Origin of the sequence: Delftia sp. ASV31 (assembly GCF_016428765.1) — a bacterium.
GTDB classification, from domain to species: domain Bacteria; phylum Pseudomonadota; class Gammaproteobacteria; order Burkholderiales; family Burkholderiaceae_C; genus Comamonas; species Comamonas acidovorans.
The window spans coordinates 1-21,693 of record NZ_JAELTK010000092.1; the positions used below are offsets into that span (position 1 = coordinate 1).

At 65.3% G+C, this 21,693-nt stretch carries 21 protein-coding genes; 11 read left to right on the plus strand and 10 right to left on the minus strand.

Annotated elements, in window-relative coordinates:
- Together JHD82_RS24450 and JHD82_RS24455 are read right to left on the minus strand one after the other, a co-directional pair.
- A partial coding sequence (locus JHD82_RS24450; protein WP_199139260.1) for a hypothetical protein occupies nucleotides 1–496 on the minus strand: 496 nt, incomplete at its 3' end.
- 119 nt (nucleotides 497–615) lie between these two features.
- Nucleotides 616–1,065, minus strand: a complete 450-nt coding sequence (locus tag JHD82_RS24455) for a hypothetical protein (protein ID WP_233174880.1) — start codon at nucleotides 1,063–1,065, stop codon at nucleotides 616–618.
- A 229-nt stretch (nucleotides 1,066–1,294) separates the two neighbouring features.
- Between JHD82_RS24455 and JHD82_RS24460 the strand changes: the two genes are divergently transcribed.
- The 6 genes from JHD82_RS24460 to JHD82_RS24485 all read left to right on the plus strand — a co-directional run bounded on the left by JHD82_RS24460 (nucleotide 1,295) and on the right by JHD82_RS24485 (nucleotide 8,930).
- Nucleotides 1,295–2,533, plus strand: a complete 1,239-nt coding sequence (locus JHD82_RS24460; RefSeq protein WP_199139268.1) for an alpha-xenorhabdolysin family binary toxin subunit A — start codon at nucleotides 1,295–1,297, stop codon at nucleotides 2,531–2,533.
- Between the two features lie 65 nt (nucleotides 2,534–2,598).
- Nucleotides 2,599–5,055, plus strand: a complete 2,457-nt coding sequence (locus JHD82_RS24465; RefSeq protein WP_199139270.1) for a hypothetical protein — start codon at nucleotides 2,599–2,601, stop codon at nucleotides 5,053–5,055.
- On the plus strand, nucleotides 5,052–6,350 hold the full coding sequence (locus JHD82_RS24470) for an RICIN domain-containing protein (protein WP_199139272.1): 1,299 nt from the start codon (nucleotides 5,052–5,054) through the stop codon (nucleotides 6,348–6,350). Before JHD82_RS24465 ends, JHD82_RS24470 begins: the two co-directional genes overlap by 4 nt.
- 120 nt (nucleotides 6,351–6,470) lie before the next feature.
- Nucleotides 6,471–7,874 carry an MFS transporter gene (locus JHD82_RS24475; RefSeq protein ID WP_199139274.1) on the plus strand — a complete coding sequence of 468 codons (1,404 nt, stop codon included), beginning with the start codon at nucleotides 6,471–6,473 and terminating at the stop codon, nucleotides 7,872–7,874.
- 82 nt (nucleotides 7,875–7,956) lie between these two features.
- Nucleotides 7,957–8,334 (plus strand): DUF4288 domain-containing protein, encoded by a 378-nt coding sequence (locus JHD82_RS24480; RefSeq protein ID WP_012205719.1) that lies wholly within the window; start codon nucleotides 7,957–7,959, stop codon nucleotides 8,332–8,334.
- Nucleotides 8,335–8,492: 158 nt separating this feature from the next.
- Nucleotides 8,493–8,930 (plus strand): OsmC family protein, encoded by a 438-nt coding sequence (locus JHD82_RS24485; protein ID WP_199139276.1) that lies wholly within the window; start codon nucleotides 8,493–8,495, stop codon nucleotides 8,928–8,930.
- Between the two features lie 66 nt (nucleotides 8,931–8,996).
- Here JHD82_RS24485 and JHD82_RS24490 read toward each other — a convergent pair whose 3' ends face one another.
- The 6 genes from JHD82_RS24490 to JHD82_RS24515 all read right to left on the minus strand — a co-directional run bounded on the left by JHD82_RS24490 (nucleotide 8,997) and on the right by JHD82_RS24515 (nucleotide 13,995).
- Nucleotides 8,997–9,815: a SprT-like domain-containing protein gene (locus JHD82_RS24490; RefSeq protein ID WP_199139277.1), complete on the minus strand. Its 819-nt coding sequence runs from the start codon at nucleotides 9,813–9,815 to the stop codon at nucleotides 8,997–8,999.
- Nucleotides 9,816–9,856: 41 nt separating this feature from the next.
- Complete coding sequence (locus tag JHD82_RS24495) at nucleotides 9,857–10,441, minus strand: flavin reductase family protein (RefSeq protein ID WP_199139279.1); 585 nt, start codon at nucleotides 10,439–10,441, stop codon at nucleotides 9,857–9,859.
- A gap of 37 nt (nucleotides 10,442–10,478) precedes the next feature.
- Complete coding sequence (locus JHD82_RS24500; RefSeq protein WP_199139281.1) at nucleotides 10,479–11,111, minus strand: NAD-dependent dehydratase; 633 nt, start codon at nucleotides 11,109–11,111, stop codon at nucleotides 10,479–10,481.
- An 80-nt stretch (nucleotides 11,112–11,191) separates the two neighbouring features.
- On the minus strand, nucleotides 11,192–12,292 hold the full coding sequence (locus JHD82_RS24505; RefSeq protein ID WP_199139283.1) for an alkene reductase: 1,101 nt from the start codon (nucleotides 12,290–12,292) through the stop codon (nucleotides 11,192–11,194).
- A 115-nt stretch (nucleotides 12,293–12,407) separates the two neighbouring features.
- Nucleotides 12,408–12,989, minus strand: coding sequence for a TetR/AcrR family transcriptional regulator (locus JHD82_RS24510; protein ID WP_012205713.1), 582 nt, complete (start codon nucleotides 12,987–12,989; stop codon nucleotides 12,408–12,410).
- 55 nt (nucleotides 12,990–13,044) lie between these two features.
- Complete coding sequence (locus JHD82_RS24515) at nucleotides 13,045–13,995, minus strand: LysR family transcriptional regulator (RefSeq protein WP_013802329.1); 951 nt, start codon at nucleotides 13,993–13,995, stop codon at nucleotides 13,045–13,047.
- A 123-nt stretch (nucleotides 13,996–14,118) separates the two neighbouring features.
- Here JHD82_RS24515 and JHD82_RS24520 point away from each other — a divergent pair, with 123 nt between their 5' ends.
- From JHD82_RS24520 to JHD82_RS24540, 5 genes are all read left to right on the plus strand, one after another.
- On the plus strand, nucleotides 14,119–15,135 hold the full coding sequence (locus tag JHD82_RS24520; protein WP_192366823.1) for a tripartite tricarboxylate transporter substrate binding protein: 1,017 nt from the start codon (nucleotides 14,119–14,121) through the stop codon (nucleotides 15,133–15,135).
- A gap of 4 nt (nucleotides 15,136–15,139) precedes the next feature.
- Nucleotides 15,140–17,056, plus strand: coding sequence for an AMP-binding protein (locus JHD82_RS24525; protein ID WP_199139285.1), 1,917 nt, complete (start codon nucleotides 15,140–15,142; stop codon nucleotides 17,054–17,056).
- Between the two features lie 194 nt (nucleotides 17,057–17,250).
- Nucleotides 17,251–17,979: a DUF4198 domain-containing protein gene (locus JHD82_RS24530; protein WP_013802332.1), complete on the plus strand. Its 729-nt coding sequence runs from the start codon at nucleotides 17,251–17,253 to the stop codon at nucleotides 17,977–17,979.
- Between the two features lie 194 nt (nucleotides 17,980–18,173).
- Nucleotides 18,174–18,914 (plus strand): molybdate ABC transporter substrate-binding protein, encoded by a 741-nt coding sequence (gene modA / locus JHD82_RS24535; protein ID WP_199139287.1) that lies wholly within the window; start codon nucleotides 18,174–18,176, stop codon nucleotides 18,912–18,914.
- Between the two features lie 35 nt (nucleotides 18,915–18,949).
- Nucleotides 18,950–19,615: a molybdenum ABC transporter permease gene (locus tag JHD82_RS24540; RefSeq protein ID WP_199139289.1), complete on the plus strand. Its 666-nt coding sequence runs from the start codon at nucleotides 18,950–18,952 to the stop codon at nucleotides 19,613–19,615.
- Between the two features lie 34 nt (nucleotides 19,616–19,649).
- Here the strand turns inward: JHD82_RS24540 and JHD82_RS24545 are convergent, their stop codons facing one another.
- Nucleotides 19,650–20,363 carry a hypothetical protein gene (locus JHD82_RS24545; RefSeq protein ID WP_199139291.1) on the minus strand — a complete coding sequence of 238 codons (714 nt, stop codon included), beginning with the start codon at nucleotides 20,361–20,363 and terminating at the stop codon, nucleotides 19,650–19,652.
- A 107-nt stretch (nucleotides 20,364–20,470) separates the two neighbouring features.
- On the minus strand, nucleotides 20,471–21,343 hold the full coding sequence (locus tag JHD82_RS24550; RefSeq protein ID WP_199139293.1) for a hypothetical protein: 873 nt from the start codon (nucleotides 21,341–21,343) through the stop codon (nucleotides 20,471–20,473).
- Nucleotides 21,344–21,693: the final 350 nt, after the last annotated feature.

The following is a 21,693-nucleotide window of genomic DNA, read 5'->3' on the forward strand; positions in this document are numbered from 1 at the left end:
AGATGTGTATAAGAGACAGGGTCTCACCAGTCAGTGCACATTTCCCACCATAAACCATTTCCATGGTATATCGAAAGTTCTGCTGGCGCTTGATTCTCGCAACGGTCTCGTATTCCAACGTCGCGTGCATTGCCTCAGAAATTAAAATAGCTCGACCACGACCGGACCAACCAGGTTTTTCATCCAGCCATTTGGCTCTCGCAGTGCGTTTTTTCGTATCGATTTGTAGTAATGAATGTCCCCATGCTTCATTGTGCTCTGCTGCACTCTCATTGTTCGCTTTTTCATAGGTTAGCCTAATTTCATGCGCAGAATCCCGAACTACGTGCTGATCCACACTAGCTTGGTAAATCAATTCGTTCTCTAGCTCTGGCCAACGTTCGATAGTCTCAATTCTGTGACCGCACCGATAGGGATCGCCGGTAAGGTTTAATCGGACGATCTCTATTCCGGATTTCCATTCGATGAGGACGGTGTGGCTAAAATCGCTTGTCATTTACTTGAATACCTTGCTATAGACTAAGAGTAGTTGGCTGTGGCAGCGCTCGCGTGCTGCAGAGATGGCCGCGATTGCCAAGCAAAGCTGGGCGGGGCGGATTTGAGCATAGTAGCTAGCTAGTGCCTTGCGGCCGTGGTGGCCAATTGGCCGATTTGCTGCGGGCTTTGTGCTGCAGGCAGGGGACGGATGGCAATGGAGTGCAGCACCATGTAGCTGGCGAGTGCCAATGCGATGCCGGCCCACCAGGGCAGCATGGCGATCAGATCCATGAGATCTTCTGCCGTGCTGGTCTTTCGTTTTCTTGCCACTCCCGCTCCTCCATCGTTCAAATTGCCGAACATTTTGCAACATTTATGGGTGAGGCGAATTCCTGTGCCCATGGGTGCGGTGAAATCAAGAGAAATTGACACTGATGATGTCTTCTGGCTGGCGATGAATGTGTGCAATGCGCTATTGATTGCATAGCAGGTGGTGTATGCCTGGTCTGTGAAATTCCTTGTCTTGTCATTTGGGGCAATGGATTGAGCGTGCTCATTGCCATTGGTCGCGCAGGGGACAGGCGCCATTGGGTGTGAGAGAGCAGTCCGGCTGCTGTCCTTATCCCCAGTGCTGTATGAATTTGTGTCACTTGTTTGGGGGACATACAGGGCCATGGCGGCTACCTAGCATCCGGTCGACTGGAGCGCAAAAGGAGGGCGGGCGATGACTGCGGTGCGGTCATTTCTTCAACGCCGCCGCTTGTTTGCACACCGATTCGAGGCCGAATCCGGCCTTTCACCATCAGGAGCCCTCGCCATGTCCGACCCAGCAAACTCAACGAATGCATTCACACCGTCTGCCGATATCTACAAGGGAATCTCCGTTCTCAGTTCAGAGGACTGGATCGGGCTGACGACGTTCTTCGAGTCTGCAGTCACCGACAACCCGACCACCACGGAGCTGATGCGCGCCATGCTGGGCATGCAGAAGCAGGATGCTTTCAGGCCGGAGTTTTCCGAAGCGGTGGAGCTGTTCGTCACGCTCAAGGGTGTCGGCCAGAAGTTCAAGGCCGATGTGCAGGACAAGATGCTGACCCTTGCCGACGATATCGTTCAGTACAACGATGTGGCGGCAACCACCTATGAGCGGTTGATCGAGCTGGTGGACCGTTTCGATCTGGAGGGAGTGCCCACCCCATCGGCGGAGCCGGCGGTGGAGGCAAAGTGGAAGGCCCTGGTCAAGGTTTGGGAAAGCGATACGCCCAGCGGGCGTTCGGAGCAGATCAAGCGCAATTTCAGCAGCGCGCTGGAGCAGTTGATTGAAGACGCCAATGCGCGCTCGGTGCGTGCCTTCGCGCTGCAGAACTCCATTCTTGACAACGGCAACGGAATACTGGTGCGCCTGAATGCCTGCAAGACCGCATTCAATGGACAAAAGCAGAAGTTCACGACCAATCTGGGCGCCGAGGGTGCTGCCAACCAGAAGCTGAAGGCCGCCGTGGAGAAGCTGGAGAACGACTTGAAGGCCCTGCGCCGCAAGGAAAAGGATGAAGTCATCGTGCTGTCCACGTCTCCGGCCTATCTGGCGATTCCGCTTTTCGGGCCGCTGATTCTGGCGGGGGTGGATATCGGTGTGGGTGCGGACCTTGCGGTCACGCGCAGGAAGATTGCCGAGAAGGTCGATGAGGTGAGAACCATCCAGGCCACGATGGCCACGAACGAGCGATTCATCGGCTACTACAACCGAAGCAATGATCGCTTTGACAGCATCAGCAAGAGCATTGAAGACCTGGGTCCCAAGCTCAAGACGCTGGGCGAGGCATGGCGCGCGATTTCTGCCGATCTGGGCAACATACACAAGGTCTTGAGCACCACCGGCCGCAAGTCCCTGCAAGGGGAAAACTGGTTCAGCCTGACGGTGGTGCTGGGCACGGCAAAGAAGGGCTGGGCGCGTGTCGCCGGACAGGCAGACCATTTCCGCCGTTTTGGCGGCACGCCGAAGAAGGCGCAGAGCGTGGACCAACTGGTGGAACTCGCCAGCAAGAAGGCAGCCTGAGCGATCTGCTCCGGCCTTTGTCCAACCGCTGCACAGGTGCAGTGCCTTACCTGGAACCACCCGCCATGACTTCAGCAATGACTCCCGCGCTCACTGCCGCGCTCACTGCCGCGATAACTCCCATTGAATTGCGAACCCTGATCGATCGCTACCGTGCCGAGGGCCTGGTGCCGCCAGGGCCGCTGGTCTGCAGCGGTGGCCGCGCGCCGGACGGCAGCTTCAATCCCTTCGGCATCGTGGCCGATCTGGTGGTGGACCTGAAGGTGTCGCTGGACGAGGCCGACGCGGCTGGCCTGCAGGCGCTGGACATCCATGCCGATACCGTGGTGGTGCCCGAGGGGTTCGACAGGCGGCTTGACGGTGCGGTGCGGCGGCTGACGGTGGTTGCCCGCCGCATTGTTTCCGAAGGCACGACGGTGCTGCGCATGCTGCATGACGAGGACAACGAGCTCAGCAGGGTGCGCATTTTCGTGGAAGCCGTGGAGGGCCGGTTCACGCTGTACGGCGGCCCCACGCGCGACACCCCTTATGCGCTGGAGGGGGCCTGGGACACGGTGGCGCGGCCGCAGTTCAGCAATTTCCTGTGGCAGGGCAACCGGGCTGTGGTGAAGCACACCCCCGTGCCGCCCGGCCTGCTGGAGCATGGCGAGCCGATGCACAGGGTGCTGGCCGCGCTGTTTGCCCTGAGCGCCGGCATGGCGGGCAGGCCCGGCCACAGCGCGGCCGAGCTGGCGTTGTGCCATGAGGCGCTGGCATGGATCACGCGCTGGTCAGGGGTCGAGTCCGGGTTTGGCGAGTTGATCCAGGCGGCGGGTTCGCTGCAGCGTCTGCTGCCGGTCATGGGCGTTGACGGGCTGGCCAGGCCGATTCCTGATCTGAGCGCCGGCAGCTATCTGTCGCTGGCCAAGGCCCGGCAGGAGGTGATGGCGGCCATGGAGGCCCACCTGCGCAGCCTGCGCGCCAGCGGCGAGCTGGCAGGTGCCGTGGGCAGCGTCGCGCAGGCGTTTGCCGACCGGGATACCTTGGACCTCAAGACGCTGGAGGCACGTTGCACCGAGCTGGAGCAGCGGCTGATTCAGCAGATCGAGGCCCTTGACCGCGCCGCACGCACGGTGCGCCAGGAGGAGCTTGAAGCGGAACTTGCCGCCATGCGGCTCAAGCTTGAAAGCGACGTTGCCCAGATCGTGCGCACCGTGAAGATGAGCCTGGAAATCGCCTTTGGCGTCATTGCGGTCGCGGGCAGCGTGGCGGCCCTGTGCGTGGGCGTGCCGCCCGACCCGAAGGCGCTGACCGAGACCGGTCAGAAAGGCGTGCTCGGCCTGAAGGATTTGTATGGCCAGGCCAAGACGCTTGGCGGCAGCATAGACGGCCCGCTCAAGGCGCTGAAGGCCCTGGGCCAGTCGTTTGCCATTCCACTGCAATGGGCCAGGCATAACTCCAGCACGCTCAAGAATCTGGTGGATCCCGCCAAGGGCGCATTGAATGCGGTGCTGCCGGTGATCCGTGGGCCGCTGGGCGGGCTGGATGTCGAGGGGATTTCCCGGGAGCTGGGCGACACCATGCGTGCACTTGCGCTCATGCCGGATGCCAATGAAGCCAAGGCCGCCTGGACGGTGCTGGAGAACGATGCCGTCAACCGGCTGGATCTGGTGCTTGCCACGGAAGGCACCGAGGCGGCCGTGCGCAACGCCGCCAACACCCTCAAGACACAGGTGCAGAAGGTGGCCGTCTATGGCCGCCTGCTGGCAGAGCAAAGCGCATCCAAGAATGCCATTGCCCGTGAGCTTGCCACGCTCAAGCTGGAATACGTTGCGGTGATCGGCAAGCGCAAGCGCCTGCAGGCGCTGGAGCAGCAGGCGCTGACAGAGCTGGAGCGCAGCGCGCGGTTGCAGGGGGAAATCACCCTCAGGGCAGAAAGTGCGCGCCGCGGCTTCTTCGTGGACTGCTTCGGGGTCCGCGCGGCACAGGCCTACGAGACCGGCAAGCAGCCCGGCCACCGTCTGTCGATGCCGGGCACGGCCGCTGCCATGGCAGATGCACACGCCACCCTGCTGGCAGACCACGCCAGCGCGCAAGCCGCCAATGCGAGGACCCAAGGGGATTTGCGGCGGGAATTGCGGGTCACTGACGCCGCGCTGCTGCAGCAGCTGGCGCATGGGCAGCCCATCAGCCTGTCCATTGCCACCAGCCATCCGGCACTGGCCAGCTACCGCCGCGTCCGCCTTTCGTCGGTGCAGGCCTGGCTGGAGTTTGCCGATGCCTCGGCCCAGCGCATCAATATCGACATGGTGACCGGCTGCGACTTTCACGACAGCACGGGCAACGGGGACGAGAGGCTTTTCTGCTCGCCCCTGAAGATCAACTTCACGTACGCCGGCGACCAGATCGAGTTCTCGCAGCATCTGGGAGACGTCTGCCCGACGCCGTTCACGACGTGGCTGATCGAAGTGCTGGAGCCCCGACGGATGCCGGCAGCGCCTCGGGCCCTGCGCCTGTTGATGGCCGGCACTGCAGCCAGATGACCCGGCTTCTGTGGCTGCCCGCCGCTGCCACGGCGCTGTGCTGCGGTGGCGCCCTGGCATCAAGCTGCCGCGTCGAAGCCGAGCCCGCGCGTGAGCCAGTCGCACGGCAGGTATGGACCGAGATCGCCGAGTTCTCGTTCCTGACCGGGCTTGATCTGGACGATGCCAGCGGCCGCATGACGCTGGTAAGGAGCCTGGAGAGCATGCCGTCGTTCCCTTCGCTGAAGGCGGCATCGGCCGCTTGGAGCACGCTGCGTGCCCGTATCGACGGGCTGGGCGATACGGTGCAAAAGCTGGGGCAGGCCGTCGGGCGTTTGCAGCAGCTGTGCGACCAGCTGGATGCCGTTTCGCTGGCCCCCGACGCGCCGCTGGACGAGGCCCGATGGAATGCGGGTGTCGCAGCCGTCGAGACGGAGATGGATACGGCCATTGCGGCGGCTGCACCCGTCGTGGCGCAGCTGGAAAGTCATGGCTCGCTGCTTCGCGTGGCCGCCGCGCACCATGCCAGGCAGCCGCCACCGGCAAACGCGGTGGTCCGCCTTGGGCCTGCGCCGCAGGCGATGGCAACGGAATTCAGCACCCTGGCATTGCGCTGGCGGGCCGTGGCCTCCGACCTGGCAAATGCTCGCCGCATCTTGCCGGTGAGGCCGGTGCGCGGCTCGTCTGCGCCCTTGATCGCCATGACGGCCGCCATGCGGGAACTGGCACGGATCTCCGCCGAGGCGCACGCACTCTCGGCCCAGCGGCTCAGCGATGCGGATTTTCGACGCTACGAGACGGGCGACTACCTGTACGACCAATGCCCCATGCTCAAGGACCGCCAATGGGTCGGGCTGCAGAACCTGTACTGGAGTGAAAGGCGCAACGCGGTAGCGCTGCTGCAGGGCACGGGCCTTGTGTCGCCCCCGGGGCTGTACAACGTCAAGCCATTGCAGATTTCCGTCCCGGCCATGATTCTGGGCGCCGACAGATGGAGGTTCATGCGCACCGGCAAGGGCTACTGGCTTGTCCAGAATGCGGCGTTCGGACCGGGCACCATGGCGCTCGATGTCACCAGCGTGGCCGGGAAATCGCATCTTGAACTGAAGATGACGGCGTCGGCGGGAGACTCCCCACGCTTCAGCGGTCAGCAATGGCGCTGTGCGCCCAGTGACCTGCCGGGTCAGTTCCATCTCTACAACCGCTTCCTGTCGGATGCCATCGTGCTGGACACGGCCAATGACAATGGCATTGCCGTCATGCTGCCGGCCACCAACCGCTCCTCTGGCCAGTATTGGCGTGTGATCGAGCGGTAAGAGGTACTTGGGGGCAGGGCCCCCTTGATCTCAACTGCACTTGAGGTTGCATGCTCCAGGCTTCTCGTCGCCATGGCACTGCGCCATGGCCGGCGCAGACCCTGCAACCAAGAAGCATCCATGCCCCATCAAGATTCCCTCACGCTGGACGATCAGGTCCGGCCGACGACCGCGGAGAGCTGGTCCATCCTGTCCTCCCCCTACCGCCTGACGACGATCGGCATCGTCTCGCTGGTGGCCTTGATTGCCTTTGAGGCCCTGGCCGTGGCCACCGCCATGCCGGCCGTGGCCCGCGCGCTCGATGGTGTGCCGCTGTATGCGGTTGCGTTTGGCGTGACCCTGGCCACCAGCGTAGTGGGCATGACGGTGGCGGGCGGCTGGTGCGACGCGCGCGGGCCGGCGGCGCCGCTGTGGTCTGGCATGGCGTGTTTTGTGGCGGGGTTGCTGCTGGCGGGCTTTGCGCCTTCCATGCCGGTGTTTCTGGCGGGGCGGCTGGTTCAGGGGCTGGGGGCCGGTGGCATGTCGGTGGCGCTGTATGTGCTGGTGGGCCGGCGGTATCCCGAGGCACTGCGGCGGCGCATTTTTGCGGCGTTTGCCACGGCCTGGGTGGTGCCCGCGCTGGTGGGGCCGGCGTTGAGCGGCCTGGTGGTGGAGCACCTGGGCTGGCGCTGGGTGTTCCTGGGTGTGCCCCTGCTGGCCTTGCCGGCCGGGGCGATGCTGCGCCCGGCGCTCCAGGGCCTGGGCGGCCATGGCCGGGGCATGCAGGGCGGTGTGCGGCGCGGGCTGTGGGCCCTGGGCGCGGCCACGGGCATCTGCCTTCTGTATGTGGGCGGGCAGAGGCAATCGGCGGGCGCCTTGGGGGCGGTGGCGGTGGCCGCGGCCTTGTCGCTGGTCTGCACCTGGAAGCTCTTGCCGGCCGGCACGCTGCGCGCCGGGCGCGGGCTGCCCAGCGTGATCGCCTTGCGCGGGCTGGTGTTTGCAGCGTTCTTCGGGGCCGAGGCGTTCCTGCCGCTGGTGCTGGCGCGCGAGCACGGGCTGTCAGCGCCCATGGCGGGGCTGGTGCTGAGCGCGGGTGCGCTGGGCTGGTGTTCCGCCTCCTGGTACCAGGGACACAGCCGCAACGGCTGGAGCCGTCACCGCTTCCTTCGCGTGGGCACCAGCGCGGTGCTGGCGGGCGTGCTGCTGACGGCATCGGTGGCCTGGCCGGCCGTGCCCGTGTGGGTGGCGGTGGTGGGCTGGATCGTGTCGGGGCTGGGCATGGGCCTGCTCTCGGCAAGCCTGTCGGTGCTCACGCTGTCCATGTCCGCACCCGGCGAGCAGGGCGCCAACAGCTCGGCCCTGCAGCTGTGCGAGGCCATTGCCGTGGCGGCCACCCTGGCCATTGGCGGATCGCTGTTCGCGGCCTTGCTGGAGACTTCGGCCCAGGCGGCCTATCTGGCGAATTTTTGGGTTGCGGCCGGGGCGGCGGTGCTGGCTGCGGTGATCGTGGGGCGAACGGATACGCGGCAGGTGTTTGTGGGGTGAGCTTTGCCGTTGGCGGTGCCTATGATCGATGGTCGCCTGCGCAGCACAGGCCGTAGATTTATGCCCATAACTCGCTGTCATCATGAAACACGACAAGAACCTTTCCCCCGTCGGCTGGTATGTGGTGTCCTACCTGCTTCGATTCGTGGAGCTGAACGATGAGCGTCGGGACGACGAACAAGACCGCTTTGTGTCTTGGGAGAACACGGTGCTTGTGCGCGCCAGCACATTGGACGAGGCCTATGAAAAAGGCTTGGCGTTCGCCGGTGAAAATGCGAAGCCCTACAAGGGTGGCCCGGATGGCGTGCCTGTCCAATGGGAGTTGCTGGGTATTACCGAGGTCCTGCCCATTTACGAAGAGCTGGCGGACGGTGCGGAGATTATGTGGACTGAGCGCGCTCCGCGAAAACTCAAGAATCTCCGGCAGTTGGTCAAGCCCAAGGGGGCATTCCAGCAGTAACGGTGGGGCGTGCGGGCAGCCTGCTACAGGAACCACCGCCCCCGATTGCTTCGGTGTAGGACGTGCTCTCAGGGGCGCGCGCGCCCGGGGACCACGCCTTGCCCTGTGGCGCCTGTGCTGTGATGGCGGCTTGTCCAACCAACGCACAGGAGAAACACATGTCCGAGAAAACCGCTTCCGTCCATTGGGAAGGTGCAGGCAAGACCGGCCAGGGCCGCATCAGCACGGAGACCGGCGCGCTCAAGGACCATCCCTACGGGTTCGGCAGCCGCTTCGGGGATGACCGCAAGGGAACGAATCCCGAGGAGATCGTGGGCGCCGCGCATGCGGCGTGTTTCACGATGGCCTTTGCCTTTGCCTGCGAGAAGGCGGGCATCGCCACCGAGATGCTGGACACCACGGCCAAGGTCCGGCTTGCCAAGGATGGCGAGGGCTTCAAGATCGACCGCATTGCCCTCACGCTGCAGGCCAAGGTGCCCGGTATCGACGATGCGCAGTTCCAGAAAATCGTCCAGGAGGCCAAGTCCCAGTGCCCGCTGTCCAAGGCGCTGGCAGGCGTGCCCGAGGTGACCTTGGTGGCCACGCTGCTGCATTGAGTTCGCTCAGGCGCTTGTGCCGGGCGGTGGGGCAGGGCAGGTGCAGCGCTCTGGCTTGCCGGGCGTTCAATCCTGGGCCATGAAGCCTTTGCCGCAATCGCCGCAGATCAGGTTCAGCCCAGGCTTGCCCCAGACATTGACGGGCGCGGCGCAGCCGCCGCAGCGGTACTTGACGCGAAGGGACTTGTTGACGGGCTGCACGGTGGTCTCGCCGGTGGTGGAGCCCGGCACAGCCACCGAGGTGCCCACGGGCCGCACGGCTTCGGCCAGGGCGGGCACGGAGGACATGGGCGGCTGCGTGCCCTGCATGCCCTGGATCTGCGTGGCCATGCTCCACTGGCCCGTGACCACATGCTCGATGGCCGGGAAGCGGTCGTACCAGCTCAGTTGGAAGCGCGTGGTCAGCAACTGCTCGCAGGCCGCGAGGAAGGGGCCGTCCGCAATGGCGTAGTCGGCCATCATGTCGCCCGTGCGCCGCCCGCCGGGCCGGCCCGTGGACGAGGGCATGAGGCCCAAAGATTCCAGCTTGTCCGCCCATTCCTCGTTGTGATACCGCGCGCGGCCCGGCTTGCCGAAGTGGTGCTGCCACAGGTGCGTCATCTCATGCACCAGGGTCTGCAGCGTCTCGATGATGGGCACGGCTGCGAAGTAGGCGGGGTTGAGCGCAATCTCGTCCGTGGTGCTGCCATCCAGCGACGCAAAGCGCGCCGCAGAGAAGTAACCGCAGGTGCGCTTTTCGCGCTGCAGCGTGATCAGGCAATGGGGCAGGGCATCGTCGAACAGGCGCTGGTTGAAGTGCTCGTAGGCCTGCTGCAGTTCGGAATAGGTTTCGCGCGTGGGGACTGCGCGCGAAGAGGCAAGGGAAGAGGCAGTGGCCGAGAGCATGGCTGGATTGTGCAATACAGCCATGCCGCCACTGGCGAGTTTCAGGGCGATCCGTCCTGCACGTTCAACGCCTGCCCAATCGCATAGAACTGCCCACCCGCCACGTAGTGCAGGCTGCGCAGCGCGGGGTCGGCGTCCTCGAAGTGCCAGTGGCCGTCGCTGAACACGCGGGTGTCGGACCAGGCGCCCACGATCTCGCCGATGAACAGGTCGTAGGCCTGCTGGTTGTGGGGCTCGGGGATGAGTCGGCAGGCCAGCCAGCCGGCGCAGCCGTCCACGAAGGGCAGGTCGAACCCTTCCATGCCGAACAGCTGAACGCCGCTGATGGCGAGTTTGCCGGCATCGGTGGAAAGGGTGCGCGTGCCAACCTGGTGCGTGAGCTGCAACTGGGCGGCCGTGGGCACCTGGATCACGAACATGCCGCTGTGCTCGACCAGGGCGCGCGTGGCCGTGGCCTTGTCCAGCACCACGGTGAGCTTCGGGGGCGCAAAGTCCAGCGCGCAGCACCAGGCTGCGGCCATGACGTTGTCCACGCCGCCATGGCGGGCCGAGACCAGGACGGTGGGGCCGTGGTTGATCAGCCGGTAGGACTTGGCGAGATCGACGGGGGCGATGTGCGGGTTCATGCGAGCTTTCTGAGAGATTCTTGACTGTGCATGGTGTTCATTCGGCCAGTGCCTCGGAGCCCACGATATGGACGCCGGGTCTGGCGTTGACAGCAGCCTCTATCAAAGCCTGGGCAATGCGGTGCGCGGGGTTGAGCCGCCAGCGCCGGGGCAGCAGCGGGCCCAGGGCGCCAAGAACGCCGACCATGAAGCGCTCACCCGCGCGGTGCTCGGTGCGCGGGCCGCTGATCAGGCCGGGGCGCACGAAGGTGAGGGAGGCAAAGCCTTGCGCCTGCAGGTCGCGCTCGAGCTCACCCTTGACGCGGTTGTAGAAGATGCGCGAGCCGGCGTCGGCGCCCATGGCCGAGTTCAGCACATAGGTGGCTGTGCCATGGCGCCGCGCCAGCTGTGCGGCCAGCAGCGCATAGTCATGGTCCACACGCCGAAACGCCGGCTGGCTGCCGGCTGTCTTGATGGTGGTGCCCAGGGTGCAGACCAGGGCATCGGCCCGCCACCAGTCGGCGTCTTCGGGCAGGTGCTCGAAATCGACGATGGGGGCGAGCAGCCTGGGGCGCTCCGGCAGCGCCCGGCGTACCGGGGCCACGACGCGGGTGATGCGGCTGTCGGCCAGGGCCTGTTGCAGCACCTGGCTGCCCACCAGCCCCGTGGCGCCCACGATCAGCAGTTGCATGGCTTGGTCTTTCGATTGGTCATTCGATGGGGACGCAGGTCAGCCAGTGTGCCGCAGATCGCGGGGCGCCAGTCCTGTGCTCAGGCTGCCACAGGCCAGTCGATGTAGCCCTTTGCGCCGCCGCCGTAGTAGGCCTCGTGCGGGGCCACGGCCAGTTCCTTGCCGTGGCGCAGGCGTGCCACCAGGTCGGGGTTGGCGATGAAGGGGCGGCCGATGGCCACGGTGTCGATCAGGCCCTTGGCGCGGCGGTCCATGGCCAGTTCCAGGTCATAGCCGTTGTTGCCCATGTAGGCGCCGTCAAAGAGCTTGCGCAGCGCGTCCAGGTCCACGCCGGGCGGCAGTTCGCGCGAGCCGCCGGTGGCGCCTTCCACGACGTGCAGATAGGCTAGGCCGAAGCGGTTGAGCTGGGGGATCAGGTAGCCGTAGAGGGACATCACATCGCTGTCCAGCGGCGTGTTGCCGGCGTTGGGCGTGACGGGCGACAGGCGGATGCCCACGCGGTCCGCGCCCCAGACCTTGGCCACGGTGTCGGTGACTTCCAGCGTCAGGCGGGCGCGGTTTTCGATGCTGCCGCCATAGGCGTCGCTGCGGTGGTTGGTGGAGTCGCGCAGGAACTGGTCGAGCAGGTAGCCGTTGGCCGAATGCACTTCCACGCCGTCAAAACCTGCACGCTTGGCGCATTCGGCCGCATGGCGGTATTGCTCGACGATGCCGGGGATTTCGCTGGTTTCCAGGGCGCGGGGCATGGATACCTCGGCCACGCCGTTGGGCGTGAAGGTGACGCCTTCGGCCTTGATGGCAGAGGGGGCGACAGGGGCCACGCCACCGGGCTGCAGGTCCACGTGCGAGTAGCGGCCCACGTGCCACAGCTGGGCCACGATCTTGCCGCCGGCCGCGTGCACGGCGTCGGTGACCTTCTTCCAGCCGGCGACCTGTTGCTCGGTCCAGATGCCGGGCGTGAGGTTGTAGCCCCGGCCCTGTGCGGAGATGTTGACGGCTTCGCTGATCAACAGGCCCGCGCTGGCGCGCTGGGCGTAGTAGGCGGCGTGCAGTTCGGTGGGCACGCCGTCGTCACCGGCGCGGCTGCGGGTCAGCGGGGCCATGACGAAGCGGTTGGCGAGCGACAGGCCGCCCAGTTGGGTGGGGGAGAACAGATCGGTGTGAAGGCTGTGGTCGGTCATGGTGTGCAGTGGTAGTGGTTGAACAAAAAGGAAGAGGGATGGGTAAAGGGTGAAGGGTTTGAAGTTGACCAGTCGTCTACAAACAAGGCAAATAAAAAGCGGCGGCCAGGCCTGCTCAGCCCAGCAGTCGCTTCGTGGACACAAGGGCTGCGGCAAATGGCTCCTCATGCCGGCCCAGCTTGGACAGCAGGGAGGCGCCCAGCCACAGCTGGTACAGCGATTCGGCCAGCGCAGGCGCATCCAGGTCGGATGTGATGGAGCCATCGGCCTGGCCGGCGCGCACGCAGTCGGTCAGCCGGGTGATGATGGCGTCGGTGCCGGTGCGCAGCACCGAGCGCATGTCGTCGGACAGGTCGCAGACCTCGGGGCCCAGCTTGACCACGAGGCACTGGCCTCCTGCATGGGCCGAGCACTGGTTCTGCGTCCAATGGCGGAAGTAGGTCATCAGCCGGGAGATGGCCGGATCGGGCGTCTCCATGAGCGCATCGATCTTGGCCAGGTACTCGTCGAAGTACTCCTGCAGCAGGGCCTGGCCGAACTCTTCCTTGGACTTGAAGTAGTAGTAGAAGGAGCCCTTGGGCACGCCCGCAGCCGCGACGACCTCGGCCAGGCCGACGGCCGTATAGCCTTTCTGGGTCATCAACGCCTTGGCCACATCAAGGATGTGCTGGCGTGTTTCCTGTGCGGGTTTCTTCATGGGATCGAAGTCTAACGCAAAAACCGACCAGTCGTCTACAAACTTTGTTCCCGCGTCATTCCGGCGGTCGCAAGGCCTGCGCCGTGTCGGGCAAGTCTCCCGGCCGGATGATGCGCGCAAGGCCCATCCTGTCGCTCAGAAAGTCGATCAAGGCCCGGGCGGCGCCGGACTGGAAGCGGTTGGGCATGTACAGCATGAACATGCGGCCCTGGTTGATGCTGAACTCATAGTCCTGCATGGCCAGCACGACGCGGCCATCTTCCACCTGGCGGCGCACCATGTAGTCGGGCACCAGCCCCACGCCCAGGCCGCCGGTGATGCAGTCGCACAGGAAAGGGTAGCTGCGCGACATCAGCGTGGGCGTGATGTCCAGCTCCTCCAGCGGCTGGCCGTTCCGCGCAATCTGCAGGCGCACCTTGCCGCTTTCGCCGCCCGATGTGATGAGCGGCGTGCGCGACAGCTCGGACGGGGTCTCCGGCAGGCGGTGGCTGCGCAGCCAGTCGCTGGATGCGCACAGGCTGTAGCGCACCGGCCCCATGTCGCGGGCCACCAGCATGGGCGGCGGGTCGGACATGACGCGGATGGCGATGTCCACGCTGTCCTTGAGCAGGTTGTCGATGAAGTTTTCCAGGCGGATGTCCAGCACCACCTGCGGATGGGCGCGCTTGAACTCGATCAGCCACGGCGCCATGACCAGGTGGCCGTAGCCGGTGGGCACGCTCAGCCCGATCTTTCCCGAGATGTCGTCCGTGCTGCTTTGGGCCAGCTCGCGCACCAGCTCGGTCTCGTTGAGGATGTTGCGCGCATGGCGATAGATGCGCTGGCCGACCTCGGTGGCCTCCACGCCCTGGGGCGTTCTGCGCAGCAGCGACGCGCCCAGGGACTTCTCCAGCCGGGCCAGGTGGTAGCTCACGTTGGCCCGCGACATGTTCAAGAACTTTGCCGCCTGGCTCAGGTTTCCGTGTTCGATGATCTGGACAAGGATGTTGAATGCCAGGAGATCCATGCGTTGCGGTCCAAGGGGGTGTCAATATTGTTTGACATGATGTCAACCGCCGCCGCCATTGTCAAAGAGGGTGCGCTGGGCAGAATGGGCCAGCCAGAACACATAAACATTCAAGGAGACAAGATGGCAGGCATCACAAAAAGACAGGCGTTGGCCAAGGGCATGGCGCTGGGCGCCATCGGCGTGGCTGCGTTCGCATCGCTGTGCAGCGCGGCGCAGGCCAATACCGATACCGGCGCCTGGCCCGACAGGCCGATTCGCCTGGTCGTTCCCTTCCCGCCGGGCGGACCCACCGATGGCGCGGCGCGCGTCTACGCCGAGGCGCTGGCGCGCCAGCTGGGCCAGCCCGTGGTGATAGAGAACAAGCCCGGCGCATCGGGCGCGGTGGCGGCAGGCCAGTTCCGCACAGCAGCGCCTGACGGCTACACGCTGATGATGATGGTCACGCCCACCATCATGGCGCCGCATTTCTTCAAGAACGTCAAGTTCCACCCGGCCACGGATTTCGCCCCGGTCACCAAGATCTATGACCTGCCCAATGTGATTGCGGTCAATGCGCAGTCGCTGCCCAAGGTGACGGACCTCAAATCGCTGTTCCAGTACGCCAAGGCGCAGCCCGCCACGCTGGACTACACCAGCTCCGGGGCGGGCAGCTCGGGCCACCTGAGCATGGAACTGATGAAATCCGCCAAGCTGCACACCATGCAGCACGTGGCCTACAAGGGCAGTGCGCCCGCCATGAACGACACGCTGGGTGGCGTGGTGCCGGTGATCTATGCGGACATGGTGTCTGCGCTGCCCCATATCCGCAGTGGCCGGCTGAGGGCGTTGGCGGTGGGCACGCCGCAGCGCGTGAAGGCGCTGGACGGCGTGCAGACCATGGCCGAGCAGGGCTTTGGCGGCTATGAGGCATCGTCCTGGGGCGGCTTGGTGGCACCCAGGGACACGCCGCGCGCCATCATCGACAAGCTCAGCGCCACCTCGCGCCAGTTGCTGGCCACCGACGAGGTGCGCGACCGTTTCGAGAAGATCGGCGTGACGGCCGCCTACCTCAACCCCCAGGACACCGAGGCCCTGATCCGCAGCGACTACACGCGCTGGGGCGAGGTGGTGCGCACCAACGGCCTGGGCGCGGAGTGAATCCATGGCCATGAGTCCTATCCCTGCGCAATCCATGTTCCGGCCCCTGCGGGCCGTGCGTTCCCTGGCCGATGTGGAGGCCATCGAAAGCCAGCCCATGGCCGGGCTGATCACGGCGCAAACGGTCTACGACCTCTTTTGCAACTCCGCGCGTGAGCACGGCCAGGGCAGGGCGCTGAGCTTTCTGCCCCAGGCCGGCAGCGTGGATGATGCCCGGCATCTGAGCTATGCCGAACTGCTGGGCAATATCCACCAGACGGCCAACGCCCTGCATGCGCTGGGCATGGGCGCCAGCGACACGGTGGCCATCCTGCTGCCCGGCTGCATGGAGTACCACTTTGCGCTGTGGGGCGGTGAGGCGGCGGGCATTGTGCAGCCCATCAATCCGCTGCTGAGTGCCGAGAAGATCTCTGCCCTGATGCGGACCACGGGCGCGCGCTTTCTGATCGCCTGGGCGGACGAGGACGATGCCGGCATCCGGGACAAGGTGGCGTCGCTGGATGCGGACCTGGCGCATGTGCTCTGGGTCTCGCACGAAGGCCGGGCTCTCCAGGGGGATGGACAGCGCTGGCCCGCCAGCGATCTGCATGCCGCCCTGGCCGCCCAGCCCTCCGACCGGCTGGTGAGCGGGCGCCAGCCCCAGGCCGGCGACGTGGCGGCCTACTTCCATACCGGGGGCACCACGGGTGCGCCCAAGATTGCCGTGCAAACGCATGGCGCCCAGGTCTACACCGCCTGGGCCAGCGTGCAGATGCAGGGCCTGAACACGGCCGACCGCACCATCAACGGCTACCCGCTGTTCCATGTGGCGGGCGTGCTGCCGGGCTCGCTGGCCTGCTTTTCGGCCGGAGCCCACGTCATCATTCCGACCACCGGTCTGTTTCGCAACAAGGCCGTGATTGCCGGCTTCTGGCGCATGGCGGCACAGTGGAAGCCCACGCTGATGTCGGCCGTGCCCACGGTGCTGGCCGCGCTGGTGGAGGTGCCGCTGCAGGGGGCCGATGTGTCCTCCATCCGCTACTTCCGCACAGGTGCCGCGCCGCTGTCGCCCGAGGTGGCGGCGCGCTTCAAGGCGCACAGCGGCTTCCATGTGCACGAGAGCCTGGGCATGACCGAGATGACGGGCATCTCCACCATCACGCCGCCCGGCCTGCACGCGGCGGCGGGCCATGTGGGCCTGCGCCTGCCGTTTGCGCGTCTGGCCGTGCGCCGCATGGGGCCGGACGGCAGGCCATCGGGCCAGGAAGCCGCGCCCGGCGAAACCGGCATGGTGGTGTTCCAGTCGCCCAACCTGTTTTCCGGCTACCTGGGCGGCATTGCGCCGTCCAGCTACCTCACCGATGACGGCTGGCTGATCACGGGCGACCTGGGCTCGGTCGGCGACGATGGCCTGCTGCGGCTGCGCGGGCGTTCCAAGGACGTGATCATCCGCAGCGGCCACAACATCGATCCGCAGGTGATAGAGCAGGCGCTGGAGCGCCATCCCGCCGTCAAGGCCTGCGCCGCCGTGGGCGCGCCCGATGCCTATGCGGGCGAGGTGCCTGTGGCCTTTGTCGCGCTCCAGCCCAGCGCCCAGGCCGATGAGACCGAACTGCTGGCCTTTGCCGCAGCCGGCGTGGACGAAGCGCCCGCGCGCCCGCGCTATGTGCGCATCATCGATGCGCTGCCCACCACCAACGTGGGCAAGGTCTACAAGCCGCGCCTGCGCAGCATGGCTGCGGAAATCTACGCCCGCACCCTGGTGGCCCAGGCGCATGAGCGCATGGGCCTGCCGCTGCCGCCCGCGGCCAGCACCACGCATGCGGAAGGCGAGGGCTTTGTGCTGCGCCCGGCCTGGGCGGCTGACCGGAGCCCTTGGGAGCAGGCTGCCGAGGCGCTGGCCTTCACGGGCGAGCCGGTGCGCATCGAGGATGCCGCCTGAGCGCTGGGCCGGACCCCATTGCAGCCACCTGGTGAACTGCGCCGGGGCGGTGTGCAATGCGCATAGAATGCAAACCATTCGCATTCAATAACCAATGCGGCGCCATGCGGCCGCACCCCACTCCCCAAGCACGTTCATGCCGTCGGCCCGTTATGGCGCCGATGGCTGTTTTTTTGTCCTTTGAGGAAGCTGCAATGAAGAAACACTGGATTCTTGTCTCCGCACTCCTGGCCGCCAGCGGCGCCAGCCAGGCCCACCAGATCTGGCTGGAACAGCCGGCCGGCGAAACCGCCGTGATCCGCTTTGGCGAGTTTGGCGACAACCTGCGCGAGACATCGCCGGGCCTGCTCGACAAATTCGGCAAGCCCGTGGCCACCCTGGTGTCTGCCCAGGGCGAGAAGGCGGCCGATGGCCGCAAGACCGGCACCGGCTTTGCGCTGCCCTTCAAGGCCGGCCAGGGCGACAGCATCGTGGCCGAGGATGCCGGGTATCCGCTGTACACCAGCAAGAAGGGCGAGCAGGAACTGCGCAACTGGTACCACCCGGCTGCGCGCCTGATCACCGGCTTTGCCGCCCAGGCCCCGCGCCTCACGCTGGATGTGGTGCCCTCGGGCAAGGCCGGCGAGTTCAAGGTCATCTACAAGGGCCAGCCCCTGCCCAAGGCCAAGGTCGTGCTGACCGTGCAATCGGGCTGGAGCAAGGAAGCCCATGCCGACGAGCAGGGCCTGGTGCAGTTCGACATGCCCTGGAAGGGCACCTACGTGGCCGAAGCCACGCACGACGAGCGCAGCGGCGGCGAGCGCACCGGCCCAAACGGCGCAGAAAAATACGACGGTGTGCACTACGTGACCTCGGTCACCTACGTCAAGCCCGAAGGTGTGGCGCCCATCGCTGCCGGCCCTGCGGCCAAGCCCAACAAGTAAGCGCTGCGGCCAGACACCTTGGCCTGAGACGCAGGCAGCCATGCCTGCCGGCCTCCATGCCTCATGCATGGAGGCTTTTTTATGGGCGCTGCAGTAGGAACACATGGGTGGGTGCGGGATTCGTCGTATACGATTAAATATTTCGTAAAGAGAGGAGCGTGGGCTTCAACGCCGCGTTCTAGAGGAGGAAATCCATGTTCAAACGCATTCTGTCCCGCGGCCTGGCGCCGCTCCTGGCGCTGTTGTTGGCTGGCTCGGCCAGCCTGGCCCATGCCGATGAAGGCCTGCTGCTGGCCGCTGGCGCCGGCTACCGCAAGCCCGTGCTGGAACTGCTGCAGGCCTTCAGCCAGGCCACGGGCATTCGCGCCGAGGCCAGCTTTGGCAACATGAAGCAGATCGAGACCCAGGCCCGCCAGAACCCCGAGATCGCCGTGCTGATTGGCGACCGCGCCTTTGTCGAGCCCATGCAACTGGCCGAGCGCTACATCACGCTGGGCCAGGGCCAGCTGGTGCTGGTGGCAGCGCGCGGCCAGCGCCTGGAAAGCGTGCAGGACCTGGCCAGGCCCGAATTCAAGCGCATTGCCATCGCCGACCGCAGCAAGGCCGTATATGGAAACGCGGCGCGCATCTGCCTGGAGCGCCTGGGCCTGGCGCAGACGCTGGGCGAACGCCTGGTCGAAGTGGCCACGGTGCCCCAGGTCAGCGCCTATGTGACCACCGGCGAGGTAGACGCAGGCTTTGTCAACAAGACCGAGGCCCTGGCCCTCAAAGACCGCGTGGGCGCCAGCGTGCCGGTGGCGGCCAGCTGCCATCCGCCCATTGAACTGAGCCTGGCCGTGCTCAAGGGCCGCGCCTCATCGCCGCAACTGCAGGCGCTGCTGGACTTCATCGCCACGCCGCAGGCCCGCCAGGTGCTGGAGCGGCACGGCCTTTGATGGGCCACCCAATCCCTGCTGGCAACTGACAGTCCATGACTGCCTCCGTTTGCGCCCAGGCGCCGCTGGCCCTGACTGCGCATGTCATTGGCTGGAGCCTGATGCTGCAATTGCTGGTGGGTGCAGGCCTGGGCTGGCTGCTGGCGCGGCGCCGGTTTGCGGGGCGCCAGCTGGTCGATGCACTGGTCAGCCTGCCGCTGGTGTTTCCGCCCATCGTGCTGGGTTATGGCCTGCTGGTGCTGCTGGGCCGGCAAGGGCTTGTGATCCAGATGCTGCCGGCCGTGCTGCGGCCCGACATCGTGTTTTCGCAAACGGGCCTGGTCATTGCGGCCTTCATTGCCGGGTTGCCGCTCATGGTCAAGCCCACGCAGGCCGCCTTTGCAGGCACTTCGCCACGCCTGCTGGAGGCGGCGGCCATGCTGGGGCACCGCCCCTGGTCGGTGTTCTGGCGCATCGAGCTGCCGCTGGCCCGGCGCGGCATTGCGGCCGGCCTGATCCTGTCGGGGGGCCGTGCGTTGGGCGAGGTCGGCCTGTCGCTCATGCTGGGCGGCAACATCATCGGCCGGACGGAAACCCTGTCACTGGCCATCTACAACAACGTGCTGGACGGCAATCTGGCCTGCGCCAATCAGCTCTCTGTGATGCTGGGCGTGCTGGCCATGGCGGCCTTCATGGTGCTCAGGCGGTTCGGTGCGCTGTGAGCGGGCCGGGGGCAGGGCGCAAGCTGGAAAGGACTCAAGGCAGGAACGGAGAAGACAGCAGCCGCAGGCCGATGGAAAACCACCGCTCCTGCGTGCTGCTGCCTGCGCGATTGCCGTAGGTGGCATCGATCTGCACATGTCCAGGCACCAGCCAGTAGCGCAGGCCCATCTGGTAGAAGGGCTTGCCCTGGTTCTGGCCGAATGTCTCGGCAATCAGCCAAGTGCTCTGGCTCAATTGGGCCTCGGTGGCCAGGCCCCAGGTCATGAGGTTGCGATGCGTCTGCGCCGTGCGCAGCCAGCCCACGTTGGTGTGGAAGAACAGCCGGTCATCGCGCAGCGAGAACGTGACGGGCACATAGGCGTACAAATCTCCCCGGCCCTGGCCCTCGTCATTCGGATGCCGGGCATTGCCCACGGCCAGGCCCCAGCCCCAGCCATTGGGCTGCAGTTCCTTGAACAGGGTCTTGCCCTGGATCACCACATCCGTGGTCCGGCTGCTGCCGTCCTCTCGCGTGCGTGCCGCGCCCAGCGTCAGCTCCAGATTGCCCGTGAAATTGCAGGCCGGCTGCGCCCAGAACTCCGTGCTGTCCTTTTTGGACTTGACCCAGCTTTCCAGCTGGCAGGACTTGGCATCGACGATGCGGGCATCGTCCGTGATCATGGGGCGAGCCGCGTAAGCCGGGCCGCTACCTAGGGCCGCTGCCAGGCCCAGGGCTGCTGCCGTCCAAAGGGGGTGGGAATTGCGCATGGCCCGCCATCCTAAAGCCGAAAAATGACGCCACCAGAACATTGCTGTGCCAGGAGCGCCACAACAACGGCTGTGCACGGATTGACCCCATATGGCCCTATATGCCCTTATATGGCTGGCACATCGAGGCACAGACGCAGACCCGCCATCTGCCCGGGCATGTTGGCCAGCGGCAGCTGAAGCTCCGTCAGCAGCATGGCCTGCTGCATGCGATGCTGAAACGGATAGAACGCCGCCGCACCACCACGGATGCGCCACTCGTGCGGGCTGGCCTGCAGCCGGGTGAACGTGGCCACGGCCAACGCCACCATTCCCCAGGGATTGGCGGCCGCGCGGTTGAGCCGACCATCGCCAAACTGCGTCAGGCACACATCCCCGGACAGATCGCGCTGGGGAACCGCGTCCCCGCACACATACAGCCGCTCCGTGCCTGCCTTCGCAACGTACTCCCACTCATGGTCCCAAGGCAGGCGATAGCCCGTGGCGGCCAAAAAGCGCTGCGCTTCCTCTTGCGTGACATAGGCGGGAAACGGCCCGTCCTCGCTGGAGAAATCAGGCCGCTCCAGCCCATCGCACAGCTCCACATGCTCTTCAATCACCCACTCGAACGTGGGAAAGCGGCCCATCAGAAATGCGGGCACATGCACGGGACCCGCCTCCTGCGCTGCATGGATCACCGGCGCAATCAAGGACCAGTCCTCCGCAGGGATCGAATCGCGCAGCTTATCCAACCGCTGCGCCGTTGCCCCGTAGGTGAAATCGCCGCCCAGGACCAGGGTCAGCGTTGACTCATGCTGCGCATCGTAAAAGCAGGGAACCTCCCATGCTGCGCCCTCAGCAGGCTCTGTAGAGACGAATGGTTTGGCGAACTCGAAGCCGCGCGGCAGCCCCTCCAGAATGGCTTGGGCAATCTCTGCGCGGCGGGAGGGTAGGGTGGATTGCCAGGATTGGTGGCTGGCGAGTTCAGGGATGGTGTGCATGGTCGGGACAAAAATCACATGACTTCAAACAGATGAAATTTGATGCCGTGCGGATTCTTGCCGAAATCTCCAGGCAGTTCGCCACGCATGGTCAAATCGCAGCTCTTGTCTTGCCTGAAAACATCCATCTCGTAGCCCCAGCCTCCGTAATTCAATCGATAGACCCTGATTGAGGAATTTTCATCGTCGGCACAAATTTCATCTTCTTCCAGAACGATATGGCTACCTATTGGAGGAGGTGCAAGCGAGGTGAAATCGTCTTTGCCGAGATAACTGTCTCTTATACACATCTAAAAGGGGGGGGGGGGGGGGGGGGGGGGGGGGGGGGGGGGGGGGGGGGGGGGGGGGGG